20 protein-coding genes and 1 tRNA gene are annotated in these 24,566 nt (G+C 61.6%); 11 read left to right on the top strand and 10 right to left on the bottom strand.

Annotated features, from left to right (window positions below; all coding sequences use genetic code 11):
- Positions 1–112 precede the first annotated feature (112 nt).
- The 5 genes from OIU37_RS25770 to tesB all read right to left on the bottom strand — a co-directional run bounded on the left by OIU37_RS25770 (position 113) and on the right by tesB (position 6,769).
- Entirely contained in the window at positions 113–781 is a 669-nt protein-coding gene (locus OIU37_RS25770; RefSeq protein WP_171604536.1) for an outer membrane lipoprotein carrier protein LolA, read from the bottom strand.
- 139 nt (positions 782–920) lie between these two features.
- Positions 921–3,617 (bottom strand): DNA translocase FtsK, encoded by a 2,697-nt coding sequence (locus tag OIU37_RS25765; protein ID WP_182208570.1) that lies wholly within the window; start codon positions 3,615–3,617, stop codon positions 921–923.
- Positions 3,618–3,867: 250 nt separating this feature from the next.
- Positions 3,868–5,295, bottom strand: a complete 1,428-nt coding sequence (locus tag OIU37_RS25760) for an ammonium transporter (RefSeq protein WP_264259004.1) — start codon at positions 5,293–5,295, stop codon at positions 3,868–3,870.
- Between the two features lie 27 nt (positions 5,296–5,322).
- A complete protein-coding gene (locus OIU37_RS25755; protein WP_017962468.1) occupies positions 5,323–5,673 on the bottom strand; it encodes a P-II family nitrogen regulator in 351 nt (116 codons plus the stop codon).
- Between the two features lie 211 nt (positions 5,674–5,884).
- Positions 5,885–6,769, bottom strand: coding sequence for an acyl-CoA thioesterase II (gene tesB, locus OIU37_RS25750; protein ID WP_171604533.1), 885 nt, complete (start codon positions 6,767–6,769; stop codon positions 5,885–5,887).
- Between the two features lie 83 nt (positions 6,770–6,852).
- On the opposite strand from tesB, the gene OIU37_RS25745 reads away from it, so the two are divergent.
- Positions 6,853–8,067 carry a ubiquinone biosynthesis hydroxylase gene (locus OIU37_RS25745; protein WP_264259003.1) on the top strand — a complete coding sequence of 405 codons (1,215 nt, stop codon included), beginning with the start codon at positions 6,853–6,855 and terminating at the stop codon, positions 8,065–8,067.
- A gap of 41 nt (positions 8,068–8,108) precedes the next feature.
- On the opposite strand, the gene OIU37_RS25740 is transcribed toward OIU37_RS25745, so the two are convergent.
- The 4 genes from OIU37_RS25740 to OIU37_RS25725 form a co-directional block, all read right to left on the bottom strand.
- Positions 8,109–8,297: a Trm112 family protein gene (locus OIU37_RS25740; RefSeq protein WP_017966162.1), complete on the bottom strand. Its 189-nt coding sequence runs from the start codon at positions 8,295–8,297 to the stop codon at positions 8,109–8,111.
- Between the two features lie 9 nt (positions 8,298–8,306).
- Positions 8,307–8,993 (bottom strand): LON peptidase substrate-binding domain-containing protein, encoded by a 687-nt coding sequence (locus tag OIU37_RS25735; protein WP_264259002.1) that lies wholly within the window; start codon positions 8,991–8,993, stop codon positions 8,307–8,309.
- A gap of 280 nt (positions 8,994–9,273) precedes the next feature.
- On the bottom strand, positions 9,274–10,248 hold the full coding sequence (trxA, locus tag OIU37_RS25730) for a thioredoxin (RefSeq protein WP_264259001.1): 975 nt from the start codon (positions 10,246–10,248) through the stop codon (positions 9,274–9,276).
- A gap of 160 nt (positions 10,249–10,408) precedes the next feature.
- Entirely contained in the window at positions 10,409–10,918 is a 510-nt protein-coding gene (locus OIU37_RS25725) for a prolyl-tRNA synthetase associated domain-containing protein (RefSeq protein WP_264259000.1), read from the bottom strand.
- 256 nt (positions 10,919–11,174) lie between these two features.
- Here OIU37_RS25725 and OIU37_RS25720 point away from each other — a divergent pair.
- Positions 11,175–11,249, top strand: a tRNA-Gly gene (locus OIU37_RS25720).
- Positions 11,250–11,387: 138 nt separating this feature from the next.
- On the opposite strand, the gene OIU37_RS25715 is transcribed toward OIU37_RS25720, so the two are convergent.
- Positions 11,388–12,170 carry an HNH endonuclease gene (locus tag OIU37_RS25715; RefSeq protein WP_264259220.1) on the bottom strand — a complete coding sequence of 261 codons (783 nt, stop codon included), beginning with the start codon at positions 12,168–12,170 and terminating at the stop codon, positions 11,388–11,390.
- A gap of 408 nt (positions 12,171–12,578) precedes the next feature.
- On the opposite strand from OIU37_RS25715, the gene OIU37_RS25710 reads away from it, so the two are divergent.
- The 9 genes from OIU37_RS25710 (at position 12,579) to OIU37_RS25670 (ending at position 24,565) form a co-directional block, all read left to right on the top strand.
- A complete protein-coding gene (locus OIU37_RS25710; RefSeq protein ID WP_264258999.1) occupies positions 12,579–14,021 on the top strand; it encodes a M81 family metallopeptidase in 1,443 nt (480 codons plus the stop codon).
- A gap of 210 nt (positions 14,022–14,231) precedes the next feature.
- Positions 14,232–14,963 (top strand): FadR/GntR family transcriptional regulator, encoded by a 732-nt coding sequence (locus OIU37_RS25705; RefSeq protein ID WP_168309113.1) that lies wholly within the window; start codon positions 14,232–14,234, stop codon positions 14,961–14,963.
- 91 nt (positions 14,964–15,054) lie between these two features.
- Positions 15,055–16,563 carry an ABC transporter substrate-binding protein gene (locus OIU37_RS25700; RefSeq protein ID WP_264258998.1) on the top strand — a complete coding sequence of 503 codons (1,509 nt, stop codon included), beginning with the start codon at positions 15,055–15,057 and terminating at the stop codon, positions 16,561–16,563.
- Positions 16,564–16,729: 166 nt separating this feature from the next.
- Positions 16,730–17,677 (top strand): ABC transporter permease, encoded by a 948-nt coding sequence (locus tag OIU37_RS25695; RefSeq protein WP_171604526.1) that lies wholly within the window; start codon positions 16,730–16,732, stop codon positions 17,675–17,677.
- Positions 17,674–18,549 (top strand): ABC transporter permease, encoded by an 876-nt coding sequence (locus tag OIU37_RS25690; RefSeq protein ID WP_027666974.1) that lies wholly within the window; start codon positions 17,674–17,676, stop codon positions 18,547–18,549. The genes OIU37_RS25695 and OIU37_RS25690 overlap by 4 nt, the downstream gene beginning before the upstream one ends.
- A gap of 21 nt (positions 18,550–18,570) precedes the next feature.
- Positions 18,571–20,355 (top strand): gamma-glutamyltransferase family protein, encoded by a 1,785-nt coding sequence (locus OIU37_RS25685; protein ID WP_264258997.1) that lies wholly within the window; start codon positions 18,571–18,573, stop codon positions 20,353–20,355.
- Positions 20,356–20,357: 2 nt separating this feature from the next.
- The gene (locus OIU37_RS25680; RefSeq protein WP_264258995.1) at positions 20,358–21,113 is read left to right on the top strand and encodes a DUF1028 domain-containing protein; all 756 of its coding nucleotides are present in this window, start codon (positions 20,358–20,360) and stop codon (positions 21,111–21,113) included.
- Between the two features lie 24 nt (positions 21,114–21,137).
- A complete protein-coding gene (locus tag OIU37_RS25675; protein ID WP_264258994.1) occupies positions 21,138–22,976 on the top strand; it encodes an ABC transporter ATP-binding protein in 1,839 nt (612 codons plus the stop codon).
- A gap of 254 nt (positions 22,977–23,230) precedes the next feature.
- Positions 23,231–24,565 (top strand): glucoamylase family protein, encoded by a 1,335-nt coding sequence (locus OIU37_RS25670; protein WP_171604521.1) that lies wholly within the window; start codon positions 23,231–23,233, stop codon positions 24,563–24,565.
- The last annotated feature ends 1 nt before the right edge of the window (position 24,566 follow it).

The following is a 24,566-nucleotide window of genomic DNA, read 5'->3' as shown; positions in this document are numbered from 1 at the left end:
TTCGGACGACATCATGCTCAAATCTTTGATAGAGATCCGGATGTTTTCAAGCCAAGCCGGCCTGAAAACATCCGGATCTTGTAAAAGGAGCAGCCGATCAACCGAAAAGCCCTCAGTTGCGCGACTGAGGCGTGCCTGGAATGGTCTCATAGGGCACGCGGAAGACGCGATCGTCGAACTGCATGCCGGTTTTGACGTTGAAGATCATCACCGAGGTGTCCTTGCCCTGATTGTCGGTGATCGTCCACTGACGCAGGTCGTAGGTCTTCGGGTCGAACATCATGGTAATGGTCGAGTTTCCGAACACCGTATTGTTGCCGAGTGCGATCGTCGTCAGGTCAGACTCTTCCTTCACGCCCTTCACCATGCCGGCCGACAGATCGATACGCTGCGCCAGAAGCAGGCTGAGCGGGGTCTTGGAGAGCGGATAGAGATCCCAGGTCTTCAGCTTCATATTGCCGATGGCGACGTTCTTGCCGTCGGCGATCACTCGCATCGGCGACGGATCGTCATAGTTGAAGCGCAGCTTGCCGGGGCGCTGGATGAAGAACTTGCCGCCGGTCTGCTCGCCGCGCGGGCCGAACTGCACGAATTCGCCCTGCATCGTCGTGACGCCGGAAAAATGATCGGCGATCGCCTGCGCGGTGCCGGAGGCGGGAGCTGCCGCCTGCGCGTAAGCACCGAGGGGAATGGCGCTCGCTATCGCCGCGACGGCAAAGGCGCCGAGAAGGTGGCGGCGCGTTACCGTCAGGCCGGAGAGGAAGGTATCGGAGTGACTCATCTAAATCTCCTTTATGCGATCTGCATGCTGCCGAAAGGCGGCGTCTTCAAGGCGTTGCGATCGGCCTGCGAGAGGTAACGGCTTCGATGCTATCAGGTTTCCGCAAAAGCGGCTGCATCGGAAATATATGCCTGTTATGTCAGCGGTCGAGGATGTCGCCTTCCGTCGGAACGAGAATCTCGCGTTTGCCGGCATGGTTGGCCGGTCCGATGATGCCCTCCTTTTCCATGCGCTCGACGAGCGAGGCCGCACGGTTATAGCCGATGCCGAGCCGGCGCTGGACATAGGAGGTCGACGCCTTGCCGTCGCGCAGCACGATGGCGACCGCCTGGTCGTAGGGATCTTCCGATTCGGAAAGATTGGACGTGCCGGCCGGACCGCCGCCACCACCGCCGTAGTCGCCATCTTCGTCGTCATCGGCGGTGATCGCGTCGAGATATTGCGGCGAGCCCTGGGTCTTCAGGTAGGAGACGATCTCTTCCACCTCGACATCCGAAACGAACGGGCCGTGCACGCGCTGGATACGCCCGCCACCCGCCATGTAGAGCATGTCGCCCATGCCGAGCAGCTGTTCGGCGCCCTGTTCGCCGAGAATGGTACGGCTGTCGATCTTCGAGGTCACCTGGAAGGAGATGCGGGTTGGGAAGTTCGCCTTGATCGTGCCGGTGATGACGTCGACGGAGGGACGCTGTGTCGCCATGATCACGTGGATGCCGGCCGCACGCGCCATCTGCGCCAGACGCTGGACGGCGCCTTCGATGTCCTTGCCGGCGACCATCATCAGGTCGGCCATCTCGTCGATGATCACGACGATATAGGGCATCGGCCGCAGATCGAATTCTTCGGTCTCGTACATCGCCTCGCCGGTATGGCGGTCGAAGCCGGTCTGCACCGTGCGCGAGATCGCCTCGCCCTTCGACAGCGCCTGCTCGACGCGGGTGTTGAAGCCGTCGATGTTGCGCACGCCGATCTTCGACATCTTCTTGTAGCGCTCTTCCATCTCGCGCACGGTCCATTTGAGCGCGACGACGGCCTTCTTCGGATCGGTGACGACAGGCGAAAGCAAATGCGGGATGCCGTCATAGACGGAGAGTTCGAGCATCTTCGGGTCGATCATGATCAGACGGCACTGCTCCGGCGTCATGCGGTAGAGCAGCGACAGGATCATCGTGTTGATGGCGACCGACTTGCCCGAGCCGGTGGTGCCGGCGACGAGCAGATGCGGCATCTTGGCGAGATCGGCGATCACGGCTTCGCCGCCGATCGTCTTGCCGAGCGCCATGGCGAGCTTCGCCTTGCTGCCTTCGAAATCCCGGGAGGCGATGAGTTCACGCAGATAGACGGTCTCGCGCGTCTGGTTCGGCAATTCGATGCCGATCGCATTGCGGCCGGGCACGACGGCGACTCGGGCGGCAATGGCGCTCATCGAGCGAGCGATATCGTCGGCAAGGCCGATGACGCGCGACGACTTGATGCCGGGCGCCGGCTCCAGTTCGTAGAGCGTGACGACAGGGCCGGGGCGGACATGGATGATCTCGCCCTTGACGCCGAAATCTTCAAGCACGCCTTCGAGCATGCGGGCATTCTGTTCCAGCGCATCGGCCGAAAGCGTGGAGTCGCGCACGACATTCTTCGGTTCGGCGAGCAGATGCATCGAGGGAAGCTGGAAGCCTTCGGGACGGATGAACGAGCCCTGCGCCTCCCGCTCGATGCGGGCGCTGGGCTTCGGACGCGCGACCACCGGGACGACGCGCGGTTCCGGCTTGCCAGCCGCCTTTGCAGGTGCGCGGATCATCCAGTCGTCGTCGTCATCGTCGTCGGGCAGGATATCGGCCGGGCGCGGCGGCATGTCGTTATCGAAGGGCAGGTCGTCGTCATTGTCGTCATCGTCATCGATGGAAAACGATGGCGCGGAGACGATGCGCCGCGGCGAAGCCGTCCTTGCCCCCATCGATGGTTCCATCGAGGGCTCCATGCGCTCGCCGCGGACGGTCGGAGCCTTGGCGCGGACGGGTTCGTTCAGCGTGCCGAACTCGTCATCGTTGAAATCATAAGGTGATTCGTAATCGCCCTGGCGCCGCTTGCGCGGCCCCATGCCGAAGAGCCGACGCAGCCGGCCCTGGCTCATGTACCAGGCATGCGTCACTGCACCGCTGAGAGCAACCCAGCGGGACTCGTCTTCCTCCTCGTCCTCGTCTCCGACGACGCGGGCCTTGCTACGCGTATCGACGTAGTCTTCCTCGATCTCCTCGTCGGCGTCGCTGCGGCCGACGAGCCCCGATGCAAAGAGCATCAGCCAGGCGGTCGGCGCGGCGAAGATGCAGCCGACGACCATGGCGAAGGTGCCCGTCGGATAGGCGCCGACGAAGAGTGCGGGAAAACGCAGGATCATGTCGCCGATGACACCGCCGATGCCGTTCGGGATCGGCCAGGTGAGCGGCGGCGGAAAGCAGCCGAGGACGGCGCAGGATAGCACCGAACCGCCGAACCAGGCGCCGGCACGGGCAGGAATACGGCTGAAGCGGCGGCCTGAGATCAGTGTCAGCGCCCAGGCGACGATCGGCAGCATCGAAACGACGCTGGCAAGCCCGAGGAACTGCATGACGATATCGGCAAAGGCAGCCCCGCTGTAGCCGAGAATATTCGTCGGCAAGTTGGCGGTCGCATAGGAGTAGCTCGGATCCGCAACATTCCATGTCGCCAGTGCCGCGACGCAGAACGCCAGCAGCAGAAAGATCGCAAAGCCGATGAGCGCCTGGATCTGCCGCAGCATGAATGCCGAGAAGGAGAACCGATCCGGACGGCCATCCATTGCCGGCGACGTGCTTCTTGCCATGTGTCTAACCCGTCCAATGCCTGAGGACACGCGAATCGCTGAAGCTTCGCCGTGCCAAAATGCGTCCGCTCTACCTAATCAGAGCCGGGTTAAAGCGATGTTAACCATGCATGCCTGGACGACAATTCCGAGCAGGGAAATGAAAAAGGCCCGAACCTTGAAAGGTCCGGGCCAAATGCGGTCTATGGTTAGATAGGCCGCGACGGGCTGTGAAGCGGCGCCCTTCTGCCGGGCGCCGCAAACCCTGTGATCAGGAAGAGTGATAGGCGGCTTCGCCGTGGGTCGAAAGGTCGAGACCTTCGCGTTCGGCTTCGACGGTCACACGCAGGCCGATGACGACGTCGACGATCTTGTAGAGGATCGCAGAACCGATACCCGACCACAGCAGCGTCGTCAGCACGCCCTTGGCCTGGTTCCAGACCTGGGTTGCCGTGCCGGCATAGGAGGCTGCGAAGTCGGCTGTGGAATAATCGACGATGCCTGCACCACCGAGTGCCGGGTTGACGAGGATACCGGTGCCGAGAGCGCCGATGATGCCGCCAATGCAATGGACGCCGAAGACATCAAGGCTGTCGTCGTAGTTGAACTTGTTCTTCACGACGTCGACGAAGAAGTAGCAGACCGGCGAAACGATGAGACCGAGAACGATCGCGCCCATCGGGCCGGCAAAGCCTGCCGCCGGAGTGATGGCAACGAGACCGGCGACCGCACCGGAAGCACCACCCAGCATGGAGGCCTTGCCGCGGGTCAGGCTTTCGACGATGCACCAGGACACAGCGGCGGCAGCCGTTGCGACAAAGGTGTTGATAAAGGCAAGCGAGGCATAGGCGTTGGCTTCGAGGTTGGAGCCGGCGTTGAAGCCGAACCAGCCGACCCAGAGCAGCGAGGCGCCGACCATGGTCAGCGTCATCGAGTGCGGAGCCATGATTTCCTTCTTATAGCCCGTGCGCTTGCCGAGCATGATGGCGCCGACGAGGCCCGCGATACCGGCATTGATGTGAACGACCGTGCCGCCGGCAAAGTCGATTGCGCCGTAGGAGAAGATCAGGCCGGCCGGCGAGGTGTAGGAGCTCGGACCGCCCCAGAACCAGACCATGTGTGCCATCGGGAAGTAGATGAAAGTCACCCAGAGCACGACGAAGAGCATGACGGCCGAGAACTTGATGCGTTCGGCGAATGCGCCGACGATAAGGCCGGGCGTGATGCAGGCGAAGGTCATCTGGAACACGATGAAGGTGTATTCCGGAATGGCGACGCCCTTCGAGAAGGTTTCGACGAGCGACGAGGTGTTGACGCCGGCGAGGAAGGCCTTGGAGAAGCCGCCGACGAAGCTGTTCAGCGAACCGCCGTCGGTGAAGGCGAGCGAATAGCCGTAGGTCACCCAGATCAGCGCCACGACGGCCGTGATCATGAAGACCTGCATCAGCACCGAGAGCATGTTCTTGGCACGGACGAGACCGCCGTAGAAAAGCGCAAGGCCGGGGATGGTCATCAGAAGGACGAGCGCCGAGGAGACGAGCATCCAGGTATTGTCACCCTTGTCCATGGTGAGAGCAGGAGCAGCAGCGGCAGTGGCGGCTGGTGCAGCCTCCTGCGCGAAAGCGACGGCCGGGGCCAAAAGGGCGGCCGAAGCTGCGCAAGTCAGCGCAAAGGTGGAAGAAAACTTCGAAATTGACATTGGAAAAAGCTCCTTGATCTGCCGTTCTTACAGCGCTTCTGAATCGGTTTCGCCCGTACGGATGCGCACGGCATGGTCGATCGAATAGACGAAGATCTTGCCGTCACCGATCTGACCGGTCTTGGCCGCTGCCGCGATGGCCTCGACCGCCCTGTCGACGAGTTCCGATGCAACCGCGATTTCGATCTTGAGCTTCGGCAGGAAGCTGACTGCATATTCGGTGCCGCGATAGATTTCGGTGTGCCCTTTCTGGCGCCCGTAACCCTTCACCTCGGTTACGGTCAGCCCCTGAATACCGATCGCCGTAAGGGCTTCGCGGACCTCATCGAGCTTGAACGGCTTGATAATGGCCATCACAATTTTCATCTGGTTTCCCATCCTTCGTTATCCTCGGCGCGGAGCCGACTCTCCTTGCCGCTGACGTTCCTGAACAGCGACCGGCCAATACACATTCAAGGGGCGTGCCAGATTCGAGGCAGTTCGTAAGTTATTGAAAAGTAAGGGTTATAATAAATAGTGCCAATAAACAGGCAAATGATCGGCCAATGAGCGCACAAATAACGCGCAAATTTATAAAGTTGCACACTTTTTATTCATTTGCCTTTTTCCGAATCAGGCCTTCCTGCGCGACCGATGCGATCAAGCTACCCGATCGTGTAAACAAGCACCCCCGGGTTAATCCTCTGGCGCCTGAAGCCGACGGACTGTCTTGCGTATAAAGCAGCCAGTCGTCGAGTTTGCAGGGTCTGTGGAACCACATGGAGTGATCGAGGCTCGCCACCTGCAGGCTCTGGTCGAAAATGGACGTTCCGTGCGCATAGAGCGACGTATCGAGCAGCGTCATGTCCGAAAGATAGGCAAGCACCGCCGCCTGATAGAGCCGGTCGTCGGGAACCGGCCCGGTGGCGCGCACCCAGACGTCCTGTTTGGGATCGAGCTTCCTGTCGGAAAAATAATGCGTCAACGAGACGGGACGGATCTCGATCGGCCGCTCGCGCTGCCAGTATTTTCGGATCGCTTCCGGGGCGTGCGCGAGATACTGTTCCTTGATCTGCTGTTCGCCGAGCAGCGCCTCCGGCATCTCGACTTCGGGCATCGCGATCTGGTGCTCGAAACCCGGCTCCTCTACCTGGAAGGAGGCCGACAGCGCGAAGATCGCCTTGCCGTGCTGGATGGCGACGACACGCCGCGTGTTGAAGCTCGATCCGTCGCGGATGCGCTCCGCCTGGTATATGATCGGCACCGTGGGATCGCCGGGACGCATGAAATAAGCATGCAGCGAATGGACGAAACGCTCGCCCTCGATGGTGCGCTGCGCCGCCATCAGCGCCTGGCCGATCACCTGGCCGCCGAAGACCCGCTGCCAGCCGACCTTGGGGCTGCGGCCGCGGAAGATATCGACCTCGATCGGCTCGAGGTCGAGCGTCGAAAGCAGCGTCTCCATCGCCGAAGGCCCTGATGTCTCGCCCGTCATTTCTATGTCTCCCAGCGGTAGGAAGTGAAGTTGCGATGATCTATATAGAGCACATCTGAGGCACAAGGTACGAGAGCGGCGCGATGCTGGACATGCTGGTTGTGGGCGGGGGTTATGTCGGCCTTTCCGCCGCTGTCGCGGTCAAACAGGCCGCCCCGCATCTGAATGTCGCCGTCGTCGAGGCGGCGCCCGAACATGTCTGGAAAAACGATACGCGCGCTTCCGCCATCATCGCGGCGGCGGCGAAGATGCTCGAGGTCTTCGGCATCTGGAACGAGATCGAGCCGGAAGCCCAGCCGATCACCAAAATGATCGTCACCGATTCCAAGACCTCCGATCCGGTGCGTCCGGTTTTTCTGACCTTCGACGGCGAAGTGGCCGACGGCCGGCCCTTCGCCCACATGATCCCGAATGTTGCGATGGTCGCGGCACTCCGCGGCGCCTGCGAGCGGCTCGGCATCGACATCCGCCACGGGCTCGGCGCCACGGAGCTGAAGACCCATGACACCCATGTCACCGTCACGCTTTCGGACGGCAGCGCGCTGGAAACCCGGCTGCTGGTTGCCTGCGACGGCGTGCGCTCGACGCTGCGCGATCTCGCCGGCATCAAGACCGTCACCTGGGACTACGGCCAGTCCGGCATCGTTGCGACGGTCGAACACGAGCGGCCGCATGACGGCTGCGCCGAGGAACATTTTCTGCCGGCCGGTCCCTTCGCCATCCTGCCGCTGAAGAATAACCGCTCCTCGCTCGTCTGGACGGAGCGGACGCATGATGCCGACCGGCTGGTCGCCGCCGACGACCTGATCTTCGAGGAAGAGCTCGAACGCCGCTTCGGCCACAAGCTTGGCAACCTGAAAGTGATCGGCGACAAGCGCGCCTTCCCGCTCGGCCTAACGCTCGCCCGCTCCTTCGTCGCGCCGCGTTTCGCGCTGGCCGGCGACGCCGCCCATGGCATCCACCCGATTTCGGGTCAGGGGCTCAATCTCGGCTTCAAGGATGTGGCGGCACTCGCCGAGACCGTCGTCGAGGCCGACCGCCTCGGCCTCGATATCGGCTCGATCAATATCCTCGAGCGCTACCAGACCTGGCGGCGCTTCGACACTTTCCGCATGGGGGTGACGACCGACGTGTTGAACCGGCTCTTCTCCAACGATGCGACGCCGATCCGCATCGCCCGCGACGTCGGCCTCGGCATCGTCGACCGGCTGCCGCGTCTCAAATCCTTCTTCATCGGCCAGGCGGCCGGAACGACGGCAAAGGACAATCCGCGCCTGCTTGCCGGAGAGACGATTTAACCTTTACGCAATTCCCGGCAACAGCGCTTCCTGGAATTGCTTCAATCGTCGAGACGGCGAGCTTCGGACACCAGCATGATCGGAATGCCGTCGCGGATCGGATAGGCAAGCCGCGCCTTTTCCGAGACAAGCTCATTCTGCTCGCGATCATAGGAAAGCCGGCCCTTGGAGAGCGGGCAGACCAGGAGATCGAGCAGCTTTGGATCGACGCGGCTGAGTTTTTCATCCATCGCTGAAGTCTACTGCAGAACCGTGTCGGAGTCACCGAAGACGCGCGCCAGCACGATTTCGGTAATCGCGATCAGCGTCTCGGCCCGCGTCTTCAGGTCAGGCGCCTCCAGCAGCGCCTGTTTTTCCGCCGGCCCGAAGGGCGACATCATCGCCAGCGAATTGACGAGCGTCAGATTGCTCGCCCGCTCGACGCTCTCCCAGTCGGCCTCCAGCTTGTTGGCATCGAGATAGGCCTTGAAGGCGGTGAGAAGCGCTGCGCGATCGACCGCCTCCTCCTCGTTTGCGGCCGAGAGATCGGCGATGAACGGGGCGATGCGGAAGATGCGGAAGGGATCGCTGGTCGCTTTCTCTTCCAGCAACCGGAAACGGCAGACGCCGGTCAGCGATACGATATAGCGCCCGTCGCCGGTCTCGGCGAAGGAGGTGATGCGGCCGAGGCAGCCGACAGCGGCAAGATTGGGCTCGCCACCCTTGTCCTCATGTTCGCCGAGTGCCGGCTGCACCATGCCGATCAGCCGGTTTCCGCTCAGTGCGGCATCCAGCATCGCCAGATAGCGCGGCTCGAAAATGTTGAGGGGAAGCTGCCCGGCCGGCAGGAGAAGGGCGCCGGTCAGGGGGAAGACAGCGATCGCATCAGGCAGATCGCCCGGCTTCAGGTATCTGGCATTCCCGACTTGCATGAAACCGTCCCGCATTCTTGTAACGGGCTTGCCCGTCTTGACGAGAATGTGGTGCCCTCGTCCGAAAACGCAAGGGCCGATGCTCGAACTTACAGCGCCGCGCGTCTTCTTAGACGCGCAAAACACGCTGTAACACTTTGAATCACTGCATAATTTTATCCTTAAATCGATTCCGATTTAAGGAATTATGCAGTGTCGAATACCCCGAAAATCGGAATCGATTTTCGGAAAAGATCATGCCCGGATTCAATGCGATAGACCGACCATGGCGCGTCCTGTCGGGCGCGCGGGTGCCCTACGAGAACAGCATCGCTGAAAGCTTGCGGCGCGCTGCAACCGTCGCCGGATCCTTGAAGCCCCAGACCTCGAAGAACTGCAGCAGCTGGCGGCGGGCGCCATCATCGTCGAAGGCGCGGTCCTTGCGCATGATCAGCAGCAGATGGTCGGCCGCCTCGTCGCGCCGGCCTTCGACATTGCGGATCTTGGCAAGCTTCAACCGCGCCTCGTGATCGTCGGGATTGGCGGCCAGTTCGTGCTCGAGCGCAACAGGATCGCCGAGCTTGCGGGCCTCCTCGATCTGCTCGAGCTTCATCAGCACGGCCTGGATGCCGGCGTCTTTCGCCAGCTCTTCCGGCAATTCCGTCAGGATTTCGCGTGCCCGCTGATGCTGGTTGGCGGCGATCATGCATTCGGCCATGCCGGCAAGCGCCTTGGCGTTCTCGGGATCGGCCTGCATGACGGCGCCATAAAGCTGAGCGGCCTCGTTGATATTGCCGGCGGCAAGCAGTTCCGCCGCTTCCACAAGCACGGCTTCGATTTCGGCCGCCTCATCGGCGCCGGCCGGACCGGCAATCCGGTCGATGAACTGCTGGATCTGGCTTTCCGGCACCGCGCCCATGAAACCGTCGGCAGGACGGCCGTTGACGAAGGCGATGACAGCGGGGATCGACTGGATGCCGAGCTGGCCGGCGATCGAGGGATGATCGTCGATGTTCATCTTGACCAGCCGGACGCGGCCCTTGGCCTCGTTGACTACCTTTTCCAAGACCGGCGTCAGCTGTTTGCACGGACCGCACCAGGGCGCCCAGAAATCGACCAGCACCGGCTGCTTGCGCGATTCCTCGATGACGTCCTTGGCGAAATTCGCGGTCGTCGTATCCGTGATATAGCTGCCGGCCGCAGCCGCGGGTTCCGGCGCAGCACTAAAGCGTGTCGTCGCCGTCATCTGATTTCCGAAGGAACCGTTATAGGGGTTGTCGCTGCCGCTCATAGGTATCTCCCGCCGCGCCGATCCTGCCGGCGTCTTTGCTAAAGCATGTCGCGCAAAACTGTGTGGCGGTTTTGCGATAAAGACATGCGCAAAACCAAAGACTAAAGCGCGGCAAGCGAATCTAAAAGATCGCGACGCGCTTTAGTGCTAAAATCGTATGTCAGGACGTCACTTTCAAGACAAGCGGCTTATGTCCCGTCGCTTCCATGAAGCGGATAAGGTCGCTGCTCGCAATCGACGTCGTCGCATCGTTGGATAGCGGATGGCAGTTGACGATCTCGTGCGCCATCAGATCGGCATCGAGCACGAAAGTGACATTCTCCGCAGTATCGTTGATCGCGCCGAAGGCCGTCACCGAACCCGGAGCAACGCCGAGATACTCCATCAGCTTCTCCGGCCTGCCGAAGGAGACCCGGCCGGACCCGCCGATCAAGTTATGCACCTGTTTAAGGTCGACCTCGGCATTTTCCTCGACAGTCAGCAGGAAATACCTGTCCTTCTTGTCCTTGATGAAGAGGTTCTTGGTGTGACCGCCGGGAATCTCGTCACGAAGGGCAACCGATTCGGCGACGGTGAAGACCGGCGCATGGTCGACCGTCTTATGGGCAATGCCGAGGCCGTCGAGAAAGGCAAACAATTCGTCTCTTGTCTTCGGGGCATTTTCGGACATGGGGCAATCCATTGGACAGGAAGGGAAAAAAGCGAGGCGTCCTGATTAAGTCGGTCCACAGCGTTTGGCAATCTTTGCGACCGACGCTTTGCCCCGCATTTGCGGCCTTTCCGCCGGGCGTCTGCCAGCACCAGAATTTTTCTTCGCCTCTCCGTCATTTCCCTGTTGCATTTGAAAACCCGTTAGGCCATATAGCGCCGGTCGCCGCGAGGCGGCGCCCATGGTCCAACAACTACCCCGGACCGATGTGGATTGAGCGGGTGTAGCTCAGGGGTAGAGCACAACCTTGCCAAGGTTGGGGTCGAGGGTTCGAATCCCTTCGCCCGCTCCAGTTTCTCCCGACTTGTTCAGCTTGGATACATGGACGGCACGATGTCCGTCCCGCTAGTTCGGGCCGCTCGTAGCTCGCACATGTTTGTCAAGGTGCGGCTTCTTCGTTGCGCGATTGCCGAAAATAACGGCGACATATTTACTGCTTGAAGCAGTGCTCGCGGTGCCATTGCAGAAAATGCGCATGCGGTCGCTCAAATGCTCTTCGGGGCGCAATCGCGCGACCGGTTTTGTTGATAAAACCCCGTACTGCATCGGGATCATTGACCTGTCGTGAAATCAGAATCTCCAGATTGTCGGTGAGCCCGATCAATCCTCGATCAAACATCCAATGGGCCGTGCCGGATAGAGCAATCCCATTGCTGACGATATCGGGACCGTTCGCCTCGACCGGCCGGATATGCGCCGCATCGACTTCTGGCCGCCCTCCGCCATTGATCAACTTGAGCCCGGTAATTGCGCAGCGCTTATCATAGGCGCTCAAAACGACTTGGCGAAAAACGCGATCTCGCACAATTCGGGACGCTATATAGCTCACTCGGTCGCGGCTCTGTTCGAATTGGAAAGGCGCTTGCTCTTCCCCAAAACCTGGAGGCGATGCCCTCGCATCGACGCGTGGCAACAATGGTTCGCGATCATCGAGGCCCAGCGCAACGATGCGGCTGAAGTCGTCCGTCGAGATTGGACGAACCGCCGACTGCGCGCTGCCGGAAATCCGACCTTCCGCGTTTAGCACACCGCGCTCGACGACACCGTCGGCACCGCTGAAGGGAACTGGGTGGACGAAGTCGAGATAACTTCCAGGTTCGATCAGCGCTAGATACATGCCCGATGTGGTGGAATCTCGAACGACTTGCTGCACCTTCACTACAGCAAAATAACCTCGAGTCTCGGAGACCTTTCGAGGCTCGTAGTAAATAATTCAGTCGCCGACGCATGCTTGGACACGATGGAGATACTGGCTGGGAAACTGATATTGCTCCGCCGGGCTGTCGTCATAGATCGAATCTGAGCGGTGGATGAAAACCCCTAATCCCATGATCGTCGTATAACATATCCGTTTTGGCTGCACAGGCACCACACCACCCGCTCGCCTGCGCCCCCCAATCAAGCTCGTAATTATTTTGGTTGATTGGTTCGATTGTAAATTTATTGTCGGGGCAAAATGGACGCGTCTTTGACTAGGGAACCTTCATGTTCAGTTTATCGCAACGCGAGTTCCTTTGGGCGACACCGATCCGCACCCAGCGCGTCGACGCCGGCGCTCAGGCCACGGTGCCGCCACCACCCATAAATTCCTGATTGCTCCCAACATCAACTGAGGTTTCCCATGCGCATCGCCGTCGGTGGCATTCATATCGAATGCAGCACATACAACCCCGTCCTGAACGAAGAGAAGGATTTTCGCGTGCTGCGCGGCGAGGCGCTGCTGGCAGCGCCCTATTTCGCCTTCCTCAAGGATTACAATGCCGAGTTCCTGCCGACGATCCATGCCCGGGCCATTGCCGGTGGCCCGGTTTCGCGTGCCACCTACGAGGCCTTCAAGGGTGAATTCCTCGAGCGGCTGAAGCCGATGCTGCCGCTCGACGGTCTCTATCTTGCCATGCACGGCGCCATGTATGTCGAGGGCATGGAGGATGCCGAGGGCGACTGGATCAGTGCGGCCCGTGCACTGGTCGGCGAAGATTGCACGGTTTCGGCAAGCTACGACCTCCACGGCAACGTCACCCAGCGCATCATCGATGCGCTCGATATCTATTCCACCTATCGCACCGCGCCGCATATCGATGTCGAGGAGACGATGCGCCGCTCCGTCTCCATGCTGGTGAGGAGCCTGAAAACCGGCAAACGGCCGGTCGTTCTCTGGGCTCCGATCCCCGTCGTGCTGCCCGGCGAGCGCACCAGCACCGTCGATGAGCCGGCAAAGAGCCTCTATGACCTGCTGCCTGGGATCGACGCGATCGACGGCGTTTGGGATGCATCGCTGATGGTCGGTTATGTCTGGGCCGACGAACCGCGCGCCACCGCCGCCGCGATCATGACCGGCACCAACCGCACTGTGCTGGAGCGCGAGGCCAAACGTCTCGCCAAGGCCTATTGGGATGCGCGCGAGGACTTTGTCTTCGGCTGCGAGACCGGCTCGCTCGAAGAATGCGTCGCGAGAGCAATCGCAAGCCCGACCGCCCCGGTGGTGCTTGCCGAATCCGGTGACAACCCCACAGGTGGCGGCGTCGGGGACCGGGCCGACGTGCTGGCGGAACTGATCGCCAGGGATGCCGCCGGCGTGGTCTTTGCCGGCATCGCCGACAAGGCGGCGACCGAGGCCTGTTATGCTGCCGGCATCGGCGCGGAACTGGAGCTCAGCGTCGGCGCCTCGCTCGATACCAAGGGCAGCAAGCCGGTCTCTGCCCGCTTCACCGTCAAATTCCTGCATGAGACATCAGATCCCTCCGACCGCCAGGCGGTGGTTTCGGTTAGTGGCATCGATCTCGTGCTTTCCGCCAAACGCCGGCCCTATCACAATATCGTCGATTTCACCCGGCTCGGCCTCGACCCGCACCAGGCGAAGATCATCGTCGTCAAATCGGGCTATCTCTCGCCGGAACTGGCGCCGCTCGCCAATCCGAACCTGATGGCGCTGTCAACAGGTGTCGTCGATCAGTTCGTCGAGCGCTTGCCGCGACTGCGCAAGCAGCATCCAACCTACCCCTTCGACAAGGATTTTGCCTTCGAGCCGCAGGTCTTTCTCTCCGCACGCTCGACGCCGGCCTGAGTTTGACCTGAACCAATTGCGTTTGTCTGGATGATAGTGTCGATCGCGGCGCCACCCTGTCGCCGCGATCGACTGTTTTCCGTATCGCGACAATAGCGGGATTTGAGCAAAAAACGGGCAGATTTCGGTTTGCACAAAAAAGCGCTTGACGGTCGGCGCGATTTGGTTTGCACTGAACCAATAGAAAATTGGTACGGACCATTTAAGCGAATGCCGATGGATGAGACGCAGGGCAATTCGAATTATGCGCTGGAGAGGCTGAGGGCACTCCTGCAGTCCGACAGTCTCGACGCCGACGGCAAGCTGCCGACCGAGCGCACTCTTTCGGAAATGCTTGGCGTCGGCCGCCGTGCCATCCGTCGCGCCCTCGAAGTGCTGGAGGCCGAGGGGCGCATCTGGCGCCGCCAGGGCTCCGGCACCTATGCCGGCCCGCGCCCCGACGGCTGGAGCGATCATGTCGGCTCGATCGTTGCCGGCACCGATCTCATGGAAGTCATGGAAGTGCGCCTGCGCATCGAGCCGCAACTCGCCCAGCTTGCCGCCATGCGCGCCAAGGCCGCCGATATCGAGCGCATGTACGATCTGGTGAAGAAGATCTACGAAAGCACCGATGCCGACGGGCGCGAACTCTGGGACGGGGCGCTGCACCGCCAGATCGCCCAATGCGCCGGCAACGGTTTCTTCCTCACCATCTTCGATGTCATCAACCGGGTGCGCCAGGACGAGGCCTGGCAGACGATCCGCGAGCGCGCCCGCAGCGCCAGCCGGACGCGGCCCGTGACCTTTAACCAGCACACGGCGATCGTCGATGCGATCGCCGCTCGTGATCCTGCCAGGGCGGGCGAAGCGATGCGCCAGCATCTGCTGACGCTGCAGGAAAGCCTCATCCGCATCACCTCGCTCGACCATAGCGAAACGGAGGTCGACAAGACCCTCGCCTGAACAGCGAAATGAGCAGAGAGAAATGAGACGGGCGGGCCATAACCGCCGGAATGGAAGCAAAAACCAAACAAAATAGACAGAGGAGAATGGAATGAAGATCGCCAAATTGCTGACCACCGCCGTTGCCGGCGCACTGTTTGCGCTTCCTGCCTTCGCCGTCGACCTGAAGATCGGCCTGCAGGACGATGCCGACGTGCTCGATCCCGCGCAGTCGCGCACCTTCGTCGGCCGCATCGTCTATACCGCGATGTGCGACAAGCTGGTCGACGTCTCGCCGGATCTGAAGATCGTGCCGCAGCTTGCCACCGAATGGAGCTGGTCGGCCGACGGCAAAGAGCTCACCATGAAGCTGCGCCAGGGCGTCAAGTTCCACGACGAGACCCCCTTTAACGCCGAAGCGGTCGTCGCCACGATCGAGCGCAACATCACCCTGCCGGAATCACGCCGTAAGAGCGAGCTCAGCTCGGTCGCAAAGGTCGAGGCGACAAGCGAATACGAGGTCAAGTTCACCCTCAAGGCGCCTGACGTCACCCTTCTTGCCCAGCTATCCGACCGCGCCGGCATGATCGTCTCGCCAAAGGCCGCCAAGGAACTCGGCGCCAAATTCGGCGATCACCCGGTCTGCGCCGGCCCGTTCAAGTTCGTCGAGCGCGTCCAGCAGGACCGCATCGTGCTCGAAAAATTCCAGGACTACTGGAACAAGGACAAGATCTTCATCGACAAGCTGACCTATCTGCCGATCCCGGATACGACGGTGCGCCTCGCCAACCTGCGTTCCGGCGATCTCGACATGATCGAGCGCCTGGCGGCGACCGATGCGGAGGCGGTGAAGTCTGATTCGAGCCTCGTCTATGCAGACGCCGTCGGCACCGGCTACATGGCGCTTTACACCAATATCGGCAATGGTGCGCGCGCCGACAATCCGTTCGGCAAGGACAAGCGCCTGCGCCAGGCCTTCTCGCTGGCGATCGACCGCGATGCCGTGAACCAGATCGTCTATGAAGGCACGGCGGTTGCCGGCAACCAGCCCTTCCCGCCGAGCAGCCCGTGGTTCGATAAGGATATTCCCGTCCCCGCCCGCGATCTCGACAAGGCCAAGGCGCTGATCAAGGAAGCCGGCTTCGACCGCGTGCCGATCGAGCTGCAGATCCCGAATAATCCCGTCGCCATGCAGATGATGCAGATCATCCAGTCGATGGTCGGCGAAGCCGGCTTCGACGTCAGCCTCAAATCGACGGAATTCGCCACGCTGCTGAACGAGCAGACGGCCGGCAACTATCAGCTCAGCCGTTCCGACTGGTCCGGCCGCGTCGATCCCGATGGCAACATCCATCAGTTCATCACCTGCAAGGGCGGTATCAACGACACGAAATACTGCAATCCCGACGTGGACAAGCTGCTGAACGAAGCCCGTGCATCGACCGACGATGCCGTGCGCAAGCAGAAATACGATGCCGCCGCCGTCATCCTCAACGATGATCTGCCGATCATCTATCTCGGCCATCAGTCCTGGATCTGGGCGCTGCACAAGAACATCACCGGCTTCGTTCCCTCGCCGGATGGGATGATCCGTCTCGTCGGTGTCAAGAAGGCCGGCTGACCATAAGCAAATCATGCGGCGCAAACCCTCCGCCGCATGATTCTAAAGCGCGTCGCAATCTTTCAGATTCGCTTCACGCGCTTTAGCTTTTTGTTTTACGCATGTCGTTATCGCCAAACCGCTGCACACTTTTGCGCGACATGCTTTAGTCGTGTCAGGATCGCCCATGTACACCTACATCGCCAAACGGCTCTTGGTCGCCATACCGACGCTTTTGATCATTTCGATCTTCGTCTTCTCGCTGCAGAAGCTGCTGCCCGGCGATCCGATCCTTGCCATGGCCGGCGAGGAACGCGACCCGCAGGTTCTCGAATTCCTGCGCGAGAAGTACCGGTTGAACGATCCCGTGCCCTATCAATATGTGCGTTGGCTGGGTGCCGCCCTTCAAGGCGACCTCGGCATCTCGCTGCGCACCAACCAGCCGGTTCTGCAGCTCATTGGCGAAAAGCTGCCGGTCACCATCCAGCTCGCCATCATGTCGATGATCTTCGCTTTTGCGATCGGCGTGCCGATGGGCATCCTGGCAGCCGTCAAGAAGAACACGATGATCGACTATCTCGCCAACATCATCGCGCTGACCGGCCTGTCGATCCCGAATTTCTGGCTCGGCATCATGCTGATCCTCCTGGTTTCGGTCAATCTCGGCTGGTTGCCGGCATCCGGCTACGAACCCTTCTTCAGTAACCCGCTGCGTTCTCTGGAAACCATGCTGATGCCCTCCTTCGTGCTCGGCAATGCGCTGGCGGCGACCCTGATGCGCCATACCCGCTCGGCAATGCTGAGCGTGCTGAGCGCCGATTACATCCGCACCGCCCGAGCCAAGGGACTGCCGGAAAGCACTGTCGTGCTCGAACACAGCTTCCGCAACGCAATGCTGCCGATCGTGACGCTGACCGCGCTGCTCTTCGGCGAACTGCTTGCCGGCGCCGTGCTGACCGAGCAGATCTTCACCATTCCGGGTTTTGGAAAGCTCATCGTCGACGCCGTCTTCAACCGCGACTACGCCGTCGTCCAGGGTGTGGTGATCTGCACCGCGATCGGCTTCATCCTGATGAACCTCTTGGCCGATATTCTCTATGTCCTGCTCAATCCGCGCATGAGGGCCGCCCTATGACCGCGATTGGGGAGACCGGTATTCCCTCTGCGATCGACCGCACGCCGAGCCGTGCCTGGCGCAAGCTGAAGGCCAACAAGGGCGCCCTCGTCGGCCTTGCGATCATAGCCTTCTTCGCGATCCTCGCCATTGCCGCGCCCCTTCTTCCGATTCCCGATCCGAACGCCACAAGCTGGTCGGCGATCCGCAAGGCGCCCTCCGCCGCCCATTGGCTCGGCACCGACGACATCGGCCGCGACATTCTTTCCCGGATGATTTGGGGCGCGCAGGCCTCGCTGATGGCCGGCGTCTTTTCGGTGGCGATCGCCGTTGTCATCGGCGTGCCCTTCGGCCTTATCTCCGGGTATTTCGGCGGCTGGATCGACATGGTGATCTCCCGCATCACCGAAGCCTTTTTGGCCATGCCTTTCCTCATCACCGCGATCGCGCTCGCAGCCTTTCTCGGCCCGAGCCTGACCAATGCGATGATCGCGATCGGCCTTTCGGCCATGCCCGTCTTCGTGCGGCTGACGCGCGGCCAGGTGCTGTCGGTCAAGACCGAAGAATATGTCGAGGGCGCCCGCTCGATCGGGCTCCGGTCCTCGAGCATCATTACCCGCTACATCCTGCCGAATGTCTTCGCGCCGATCCTCGTGCAGGCAACGTTGACGATAGCAACGGCGATCATCGCCGAAGCGAGCCTCTCTTTCCTCGGCCTCGGACAGCAGCCGCCGGCGCCGAGCTGGGGCTCGATGCTGAACGTCGCCAAGAATTTCCTCTCCCAGGCGCCATGGATGGCGATGTGGCCGGGTGCCGCGATCTTCCTCGTCGTCATCGGTTTCAATCTCTTAGGCGACGGCCTGCGCGATGCGCTCGATCCGCGCGAAGCATGATTTCTTGAAAGGACATTTGACATGACCGCATTCACGACCCGTCCCGAGATCCTCGGCACTTTCGGTGTCGTCACCTCGACGCACTGGATCGCCTCGGCCGTCGGCATGAGCATTCTCGAAAAGGGCGGCAACGCCTTCGACGCGGCAGTGGCGACGGGCTTCGTGCTGCAGATCGTCGAGCCGCATCTTTGCGGCCCGGGCGGCGATCTGCCGGCGGTGATCTATTCGAAGAAGAAGGACAAGGTCGAGGTCATCTGCGCGCAGGGCCCCGCCCCCGCCGGCGCGACGATCGAACACTATACGGCGGAAGGCCTGAGCCTGATCCCCGGCGATGGACTGCTTGCGACCGTCATCCCCGGCTCCTTCGATGGCTGGATGCTGATGCTGCTCGACTATGGTTCGATGAGCGTGCGCGATGTGCTGGAACCGGCGATCTACTACGCCGAGCACGGCCATCCGATGCTGCCGCGCGTCTCCGCCACCATCAAGGGGCTCGCCGCCTTCTTCGAGAAGGAATGGCCGAGCTCCTATGAGACCTGGCTGCCGGGTGGCAGCGCGCCCGAAGCGCATGCGAATTTCAGGAATCCGGTGCTTGCCGAAACCTGGAAGCGCATCATCACCGAGGCCGAGACGAAAAGCGGCCGGGAAGCGCAGGTCGAGGCAGCCCGCGACGCCTTCTATCGCGGCTTCGTCGCCGAGAAGATCGACGACTATCTGAAGACCGCCGAGGTGATGGATGCGAGCGGCAACCGCCACAAGGGCGTCCTGACCGCCAACGACATGGCAAACTGGTCGGCAACGATCGAGGAGCCGCTGACCTATGATTATCACGGCTGGACGATTGCAAAGATCGGTCCCTGGGGTCAGGGTCCGGTCTTCCTGCAGACCCTGTCGATCCTCAAAGGCTTCGATCTCGCCGCGATGGATCCCGCTGGCACCGATTTCGTCCATACCGTCGTCGAGGCGATGAAGCTCGCCTTCGCCGACCGCGAAGTCTATTACGGCGATCCTGATTTCTCGGAGATTCCTGTCACGCATCTGCTGTCGGAGGCCTATGCCGCCGAGCGCCGCAAGCTGGTCGGCGCAGACGCCTCCTTCGATCTTCGCCCCGGCATCGTGCCTGGCTTCGAAGCGCAGCATGATCTGACGATGAAGATGCTCGGCGCGGATTCGAAGACGGGCGCCGTCTACGAGCCGACCATGGCGCATCTTTCCGAAAAACGCGGCGATACCGTGCATATCGATGTGATCGACCGCGACGGCAACATGGTCTCCGTCACCCCGTCCGGCGGCTGGCTGCAATCCTCGCCGACCGTGCCCGGGCTCGGCTTCTGCCTCAATTCCCGCGCCCAGATGTTCTGGCTGAAACCAGGCCTGCCGACGTCGCTTGCCCCCGGCAAACGGCCGCGCACGACGCTGACGCCTTCGCTCGGCCTTTATGAGGGCCGCCCGACGCTCGCCTTCGGTACACCCGGCGGCGACCAGCAGGAACAGTGGCAGCTCTCCTTCTTCCTGCGCTACGCCCACCACAAGCTGAACCTACAGGCGGCAATCGATCAACCGCTGTTCCACACCTCGCATTTTCCGGGCTCCTTCTATCCGCGCACCCGCGAACCCGGCAGCCTGATGGCGGAGGCGAATTTCGGCCCCGATGTCCTTGATGCCCTGCGCCGCAAGGGCCACAAGCTGACGGTCGCCGATCCCTGGACGATCGGCCGGCTGACGGCCGCAAGACGCGATGCCGATGGACTGCTGCGCGCAGCGGCCACCCCGCGCCTGATGCAGGCCTATGCGATCGGGAGATAGTCATGACTTGGTCGATCGTCGCCCGTGATCCCTTGACCGGTCATCTCGGTATTGCCGTCGCGAGCCGCTTCTTCGCCGTCGGCGCTCTCGTGCCGCATATTCGCGGCGGCATCGGCGCCGTCGCCACGCAGGCCTTCGTCAGCCCGCTTTACGGCGTCGATGGCCTGTCGCTGCTTGCCGCCGACAAGGCGCCGGAGGAGATCATCGCCGAGCTGACCACGCGTGACGCCGGCCGCAATCAGCGGCAGCTGCACCTCCTCGATGCGAAGGGGCGCAACGCCGCCTTCACCGGCGGGGCATGCATCGACTGGGCGGGGCATCTGGTCGACGAAAACGTCTCGGCCGCCGGCAACATGCTCGTGGGTCCTGACGTTATCACTGAGACGCTTGCCACCTACAACAAGGCGATGGACAAGCCCTTGGCCGAACGCCTGCTGCTGGCGATGCAGGCAGGCGAAGATGCCGGCGGCGACAAGCGCGGCAGGCAGTCTGCCGCCCTCGTCATCCATCGCGACCAGGATTATCCGTGGCTGAGCCTCCGCGCCGACGATCATCCCAATCCGCTCGCCGAACTTGTCCGCCTGCATGCCGTGGCGGGTGAACGCTACCTGCATGTCGCCGAGACGATGGCGACGCGGCAAAATCCGAACGGCATGACCGACAGGCGCGAGATCGATGAAAAGATCGCGGCGCTGGAAGCGGCCCGCATCGCTGAAGGCAGGCCTTCCGCCTCCTTCGCCACGCCTTTGAAGACGTGAACCAGATAAGACCAAGGGAACGACATGAGTGATGTTTCTTCAGCCTCCGCCTCTCCGGTTCTCTCCGTCCGGAACCTGACGACCTCTTTCCTCGTCGATGGTGACTGGAAGCCGGTGGTGCGCGACGTCTCCTTCGACGTCATGCCAGGCGAGACCGTGGCGATCGTCGGCGAAAGCGGCTCGGGCAAGAGCGTCACCTCCCTTTCGATCATGCGGCTTCTCGCCAAGGGATCGAGCCGCATCGATGGCGCCATCACCTTGAACGGCAAGGATGTTCTCACGCTTCCGGAAAAGGAGATGCGCCGGGTGCGCGGCAACGACGCCGCCATGATCTTCCAGGAGCCGATGACATCCCTCAACCCGATCTTCACCATCGGCCGCCAGATCTCCGAAGCGCTCACCTGCCACGGCGATATCGGCAAGGCCGAGGCGCGGGCCGAAACCTTGCGCCTGCTGGAAAGGGTCCGCATCCCCAACGCCGCCTCGCGCTTCGATGAATATCCCCACCAGTTTTCAGGCGGCATGCGCCAGCGCGTGATGATCGCCATGGCGCTCGCCAGCCGGCCGAAATTGCTGATCGCCGATGAACCGACAACGGCGCTCGATGTGACGATCCAGGGCCAGATCCTCGACCTGATCAAGATGCTGCAGGAAGAAGAGGGCATGTCCGTGCTCTTCATCACCCACGACATGGGCGTCGTCGCCGAAATCGCCGACCGCACCATCGTCATGTATCGCGGCGAAGCGGTGGAAACCGGCACGACCGACGCCATCTTCCATCGCGGCAGGCATCCCTATACCCGCGCTTTGCTCTCGGCCGTGCCGCGCCTCGGCTCGATGGCCGACCGGAAATGGCCGCTGCGTTTCCCGGTCGTCGATACCACGACCGGCGAACGCCGGGAGCCGATCGAGGTGGCCGATACCGTCGACCGCCGCCGGACGCCGATCCTCGAAGTCAAGAACCTCGTTACCCGTTTCGACATCCGCGGCGGGCTGCTCGGCCGCAAGACCGGCGCGATCCATGCGGTCGAAGATGTCTCTTTCGATCTCTTCCAGGGCGAGACGCTGTCGCTCGTCGGCGAATCCGGCTGCGGCAAGTCGACCACCGGCCGCTCCATCACCCGCCTCGTCCAGCCGAACGGCGGTAGCGTCAGCCTCGACGGCTATGACGTGCTGAGCCTTGACGCGGCTAGTCTCAGACGGATGCGCCGCAGCATCCAGATGATCTTTCAGGATCCCTTCGCCAGCCTCAACCCGCGCATGACCGTCGGCGCCGCCGTCGCCGAACCCATCACCGAACATGGCCTCGGCACCGGCGCCCAGGCCCGCGACAAGGCGGCCGATCTCCTCGAACGCGTCGGGCTGAAACCCGATATGATGAAACGGTATCCGCACGAATTCTCCGGCGGTCAGCGCCAGCGCATCTGCATCGCCCGGGCGCTCGCACTCGATCCGAAGGTGATCGTCGCCGACGAAAGCGTTTCGGCCCTCGATGTCTCGATCAAGGCACAGGTCTGCAATCTGCTGATGGATCTGCAGCAAAGCCTCAACCTCGCTTTCCTATTCATTTCCCACGACATGGCGGTGGTCGAGCGCGTCAGTCATCGGGTCGCGGTGATGTATCTCGGCGAGATCGTTGAGATCGGCCCACGCGCGGAATTGTTCAGCAATCCGCAGCACGCCTACACGAAGAGGCTGATGGCAGCCGTGCCCGTGCCCGATCCCGCGCGGCGCGGCATCAAGCGCAACCTCGGGACCGACGAGCTCAAGAGCCCGGTTCGCCCGGTCGGCTACGTCGCGCCGCCTCGCCGATATCGGGAAGTGTCGGCAGGTCATCTGGTGCGGCTCGACGAAGCCGCCTGAACGTGAAAACGCACTCTCTGGAGCATCCGATAAACAAGTATTGCGGGAAAATAACCCGTGCCGGTGGCGCGCGGGCCGTCTTTTTTGCTGCACCGCTTATATGACTTCTGCTAGATATTATTTTACCGATAATTATTAACGACCGATTCCCCCCTTTTGTGTTCTCTTATCCTTGCGAATCAAAAAGGTTTGATTTGCCCGGGGACGGCCCCCATGTTGAAGCATGGGGCGATGCAACAGTTGGGTAGGAGCCTATGCTGCAACGGATTGAAGACATTGATGCAGCACTCGTCGACAGGCTGCAGCATTCGGCGTTCAAGTACTTCCTGAAATATACCAATCCCGAAAATGGCCTGGTGGCGGATACCTCGATCGGCGGCGTGCCGGCGAGTATCGCAGCCGTCGGCTTTGCGCTTTCCTCCTATCCTGTCGGTGTCGAGCGTTGCTGGATCAGCCGCGAGGAAGCAGCCGAGCGTACGGTCAATACGCTGCGTTTCTTCGCCGAGGCGCGTCAGGGCGAGGAACGCCACGCGACCGGCCATCGCGGTTTCTTCTATCATTTCCTGCACATGGATACCGGCCATCGCGCCTGGAACAGCGAGCTTTCGACCATCGACACGGCGCTGCTCGTCGCCGGCATTCTGACGGCCGCACAGTATTTCAATCGCGAAGACGACGAGACGGAGACGGAAATCCGTCAACTCGCGACCTTCATCTACGAGCGCGTCGACTGGCGCTGGGCGCTAAACAAGGGCGACACTATTGCCATGGGTTGGAAGCCCTCTTCCGGCTTCCTGCGCTGGCGCTATCACGGCTTCGACGAGGCGATCATCCTCTATACGCTGGCGCTCGCCTCGCCGACGCATCCCATTCCGCAATCGAGCTACGACGCCTTTACGTCAAGCTATTCCTGGATGTTGCATGGCGAGCAGTCCTATCTCTATGCCGGGCCGCTCTTCATCCACCTCTTCTCGCATGCCTGGATCGATTTCCGCACCATTCAGGACAAGCCGATGGCGGAGCGGAACTGGGATTATTTCCGCAATACGCAGGTGATGATCAACGTCCAGCGTGACTATGCCGAGCGCAATCCCGGCCAGTTCGTCGGCTACAACAGGAATATCTGGGGTTTCTCCGCCTGTGACGGTCCACCGCCGACACGGCGCATGCGCGGCGGTCGCCAGCCGAAGGTTCTGGGTTACGCCGCCCGCGGCGCACCGCTCGGCCCCGATGACGGCACGATCGCACCCTGGGCGGCACTTGCCTGCCTGCCCTACGACCGGCTGGCGGCTCTCGACGGCACCAAGGCGCTTCTCACCACCTATCCGAACCTGCTCTTGGAAGGCGGCTTTCCCGGCGGCTTCAATCCGACCGTCAAGACCAAGCGGCCGGAAGGCTGGGTCGACGACCGCACCGTCGGCATCGACCAGGGTCTTGTCGTCATGACCATCGAGAACGACCGTTCGGATTTCATCTGGAAACTGATGCGGCAATCACCGGTCATCCGCCTCGGGCTCGAACGCGCCGGCTTTACCGGCGGCTGGCTCGAAGGCATCGAGCCGGAAGAAGTGGTGCGCAAGTTCGGCTGAG

The sequence above is a fragment of the Rhizobium sp. BT-226 genome (genome assembly GCF_025847085.2).
GTDB lineage: Bacteria > Pseudomonadota > Alphaproteobacteria > Rhizobiales > Rhizobiaceae > Rhizobium > Rhizobium sophorae.
The sequence above is the reverse complement of the archived record's forward strand: the minus strand, read 5'-3'. Positions and strand labels throughout refer to the sequence as shown.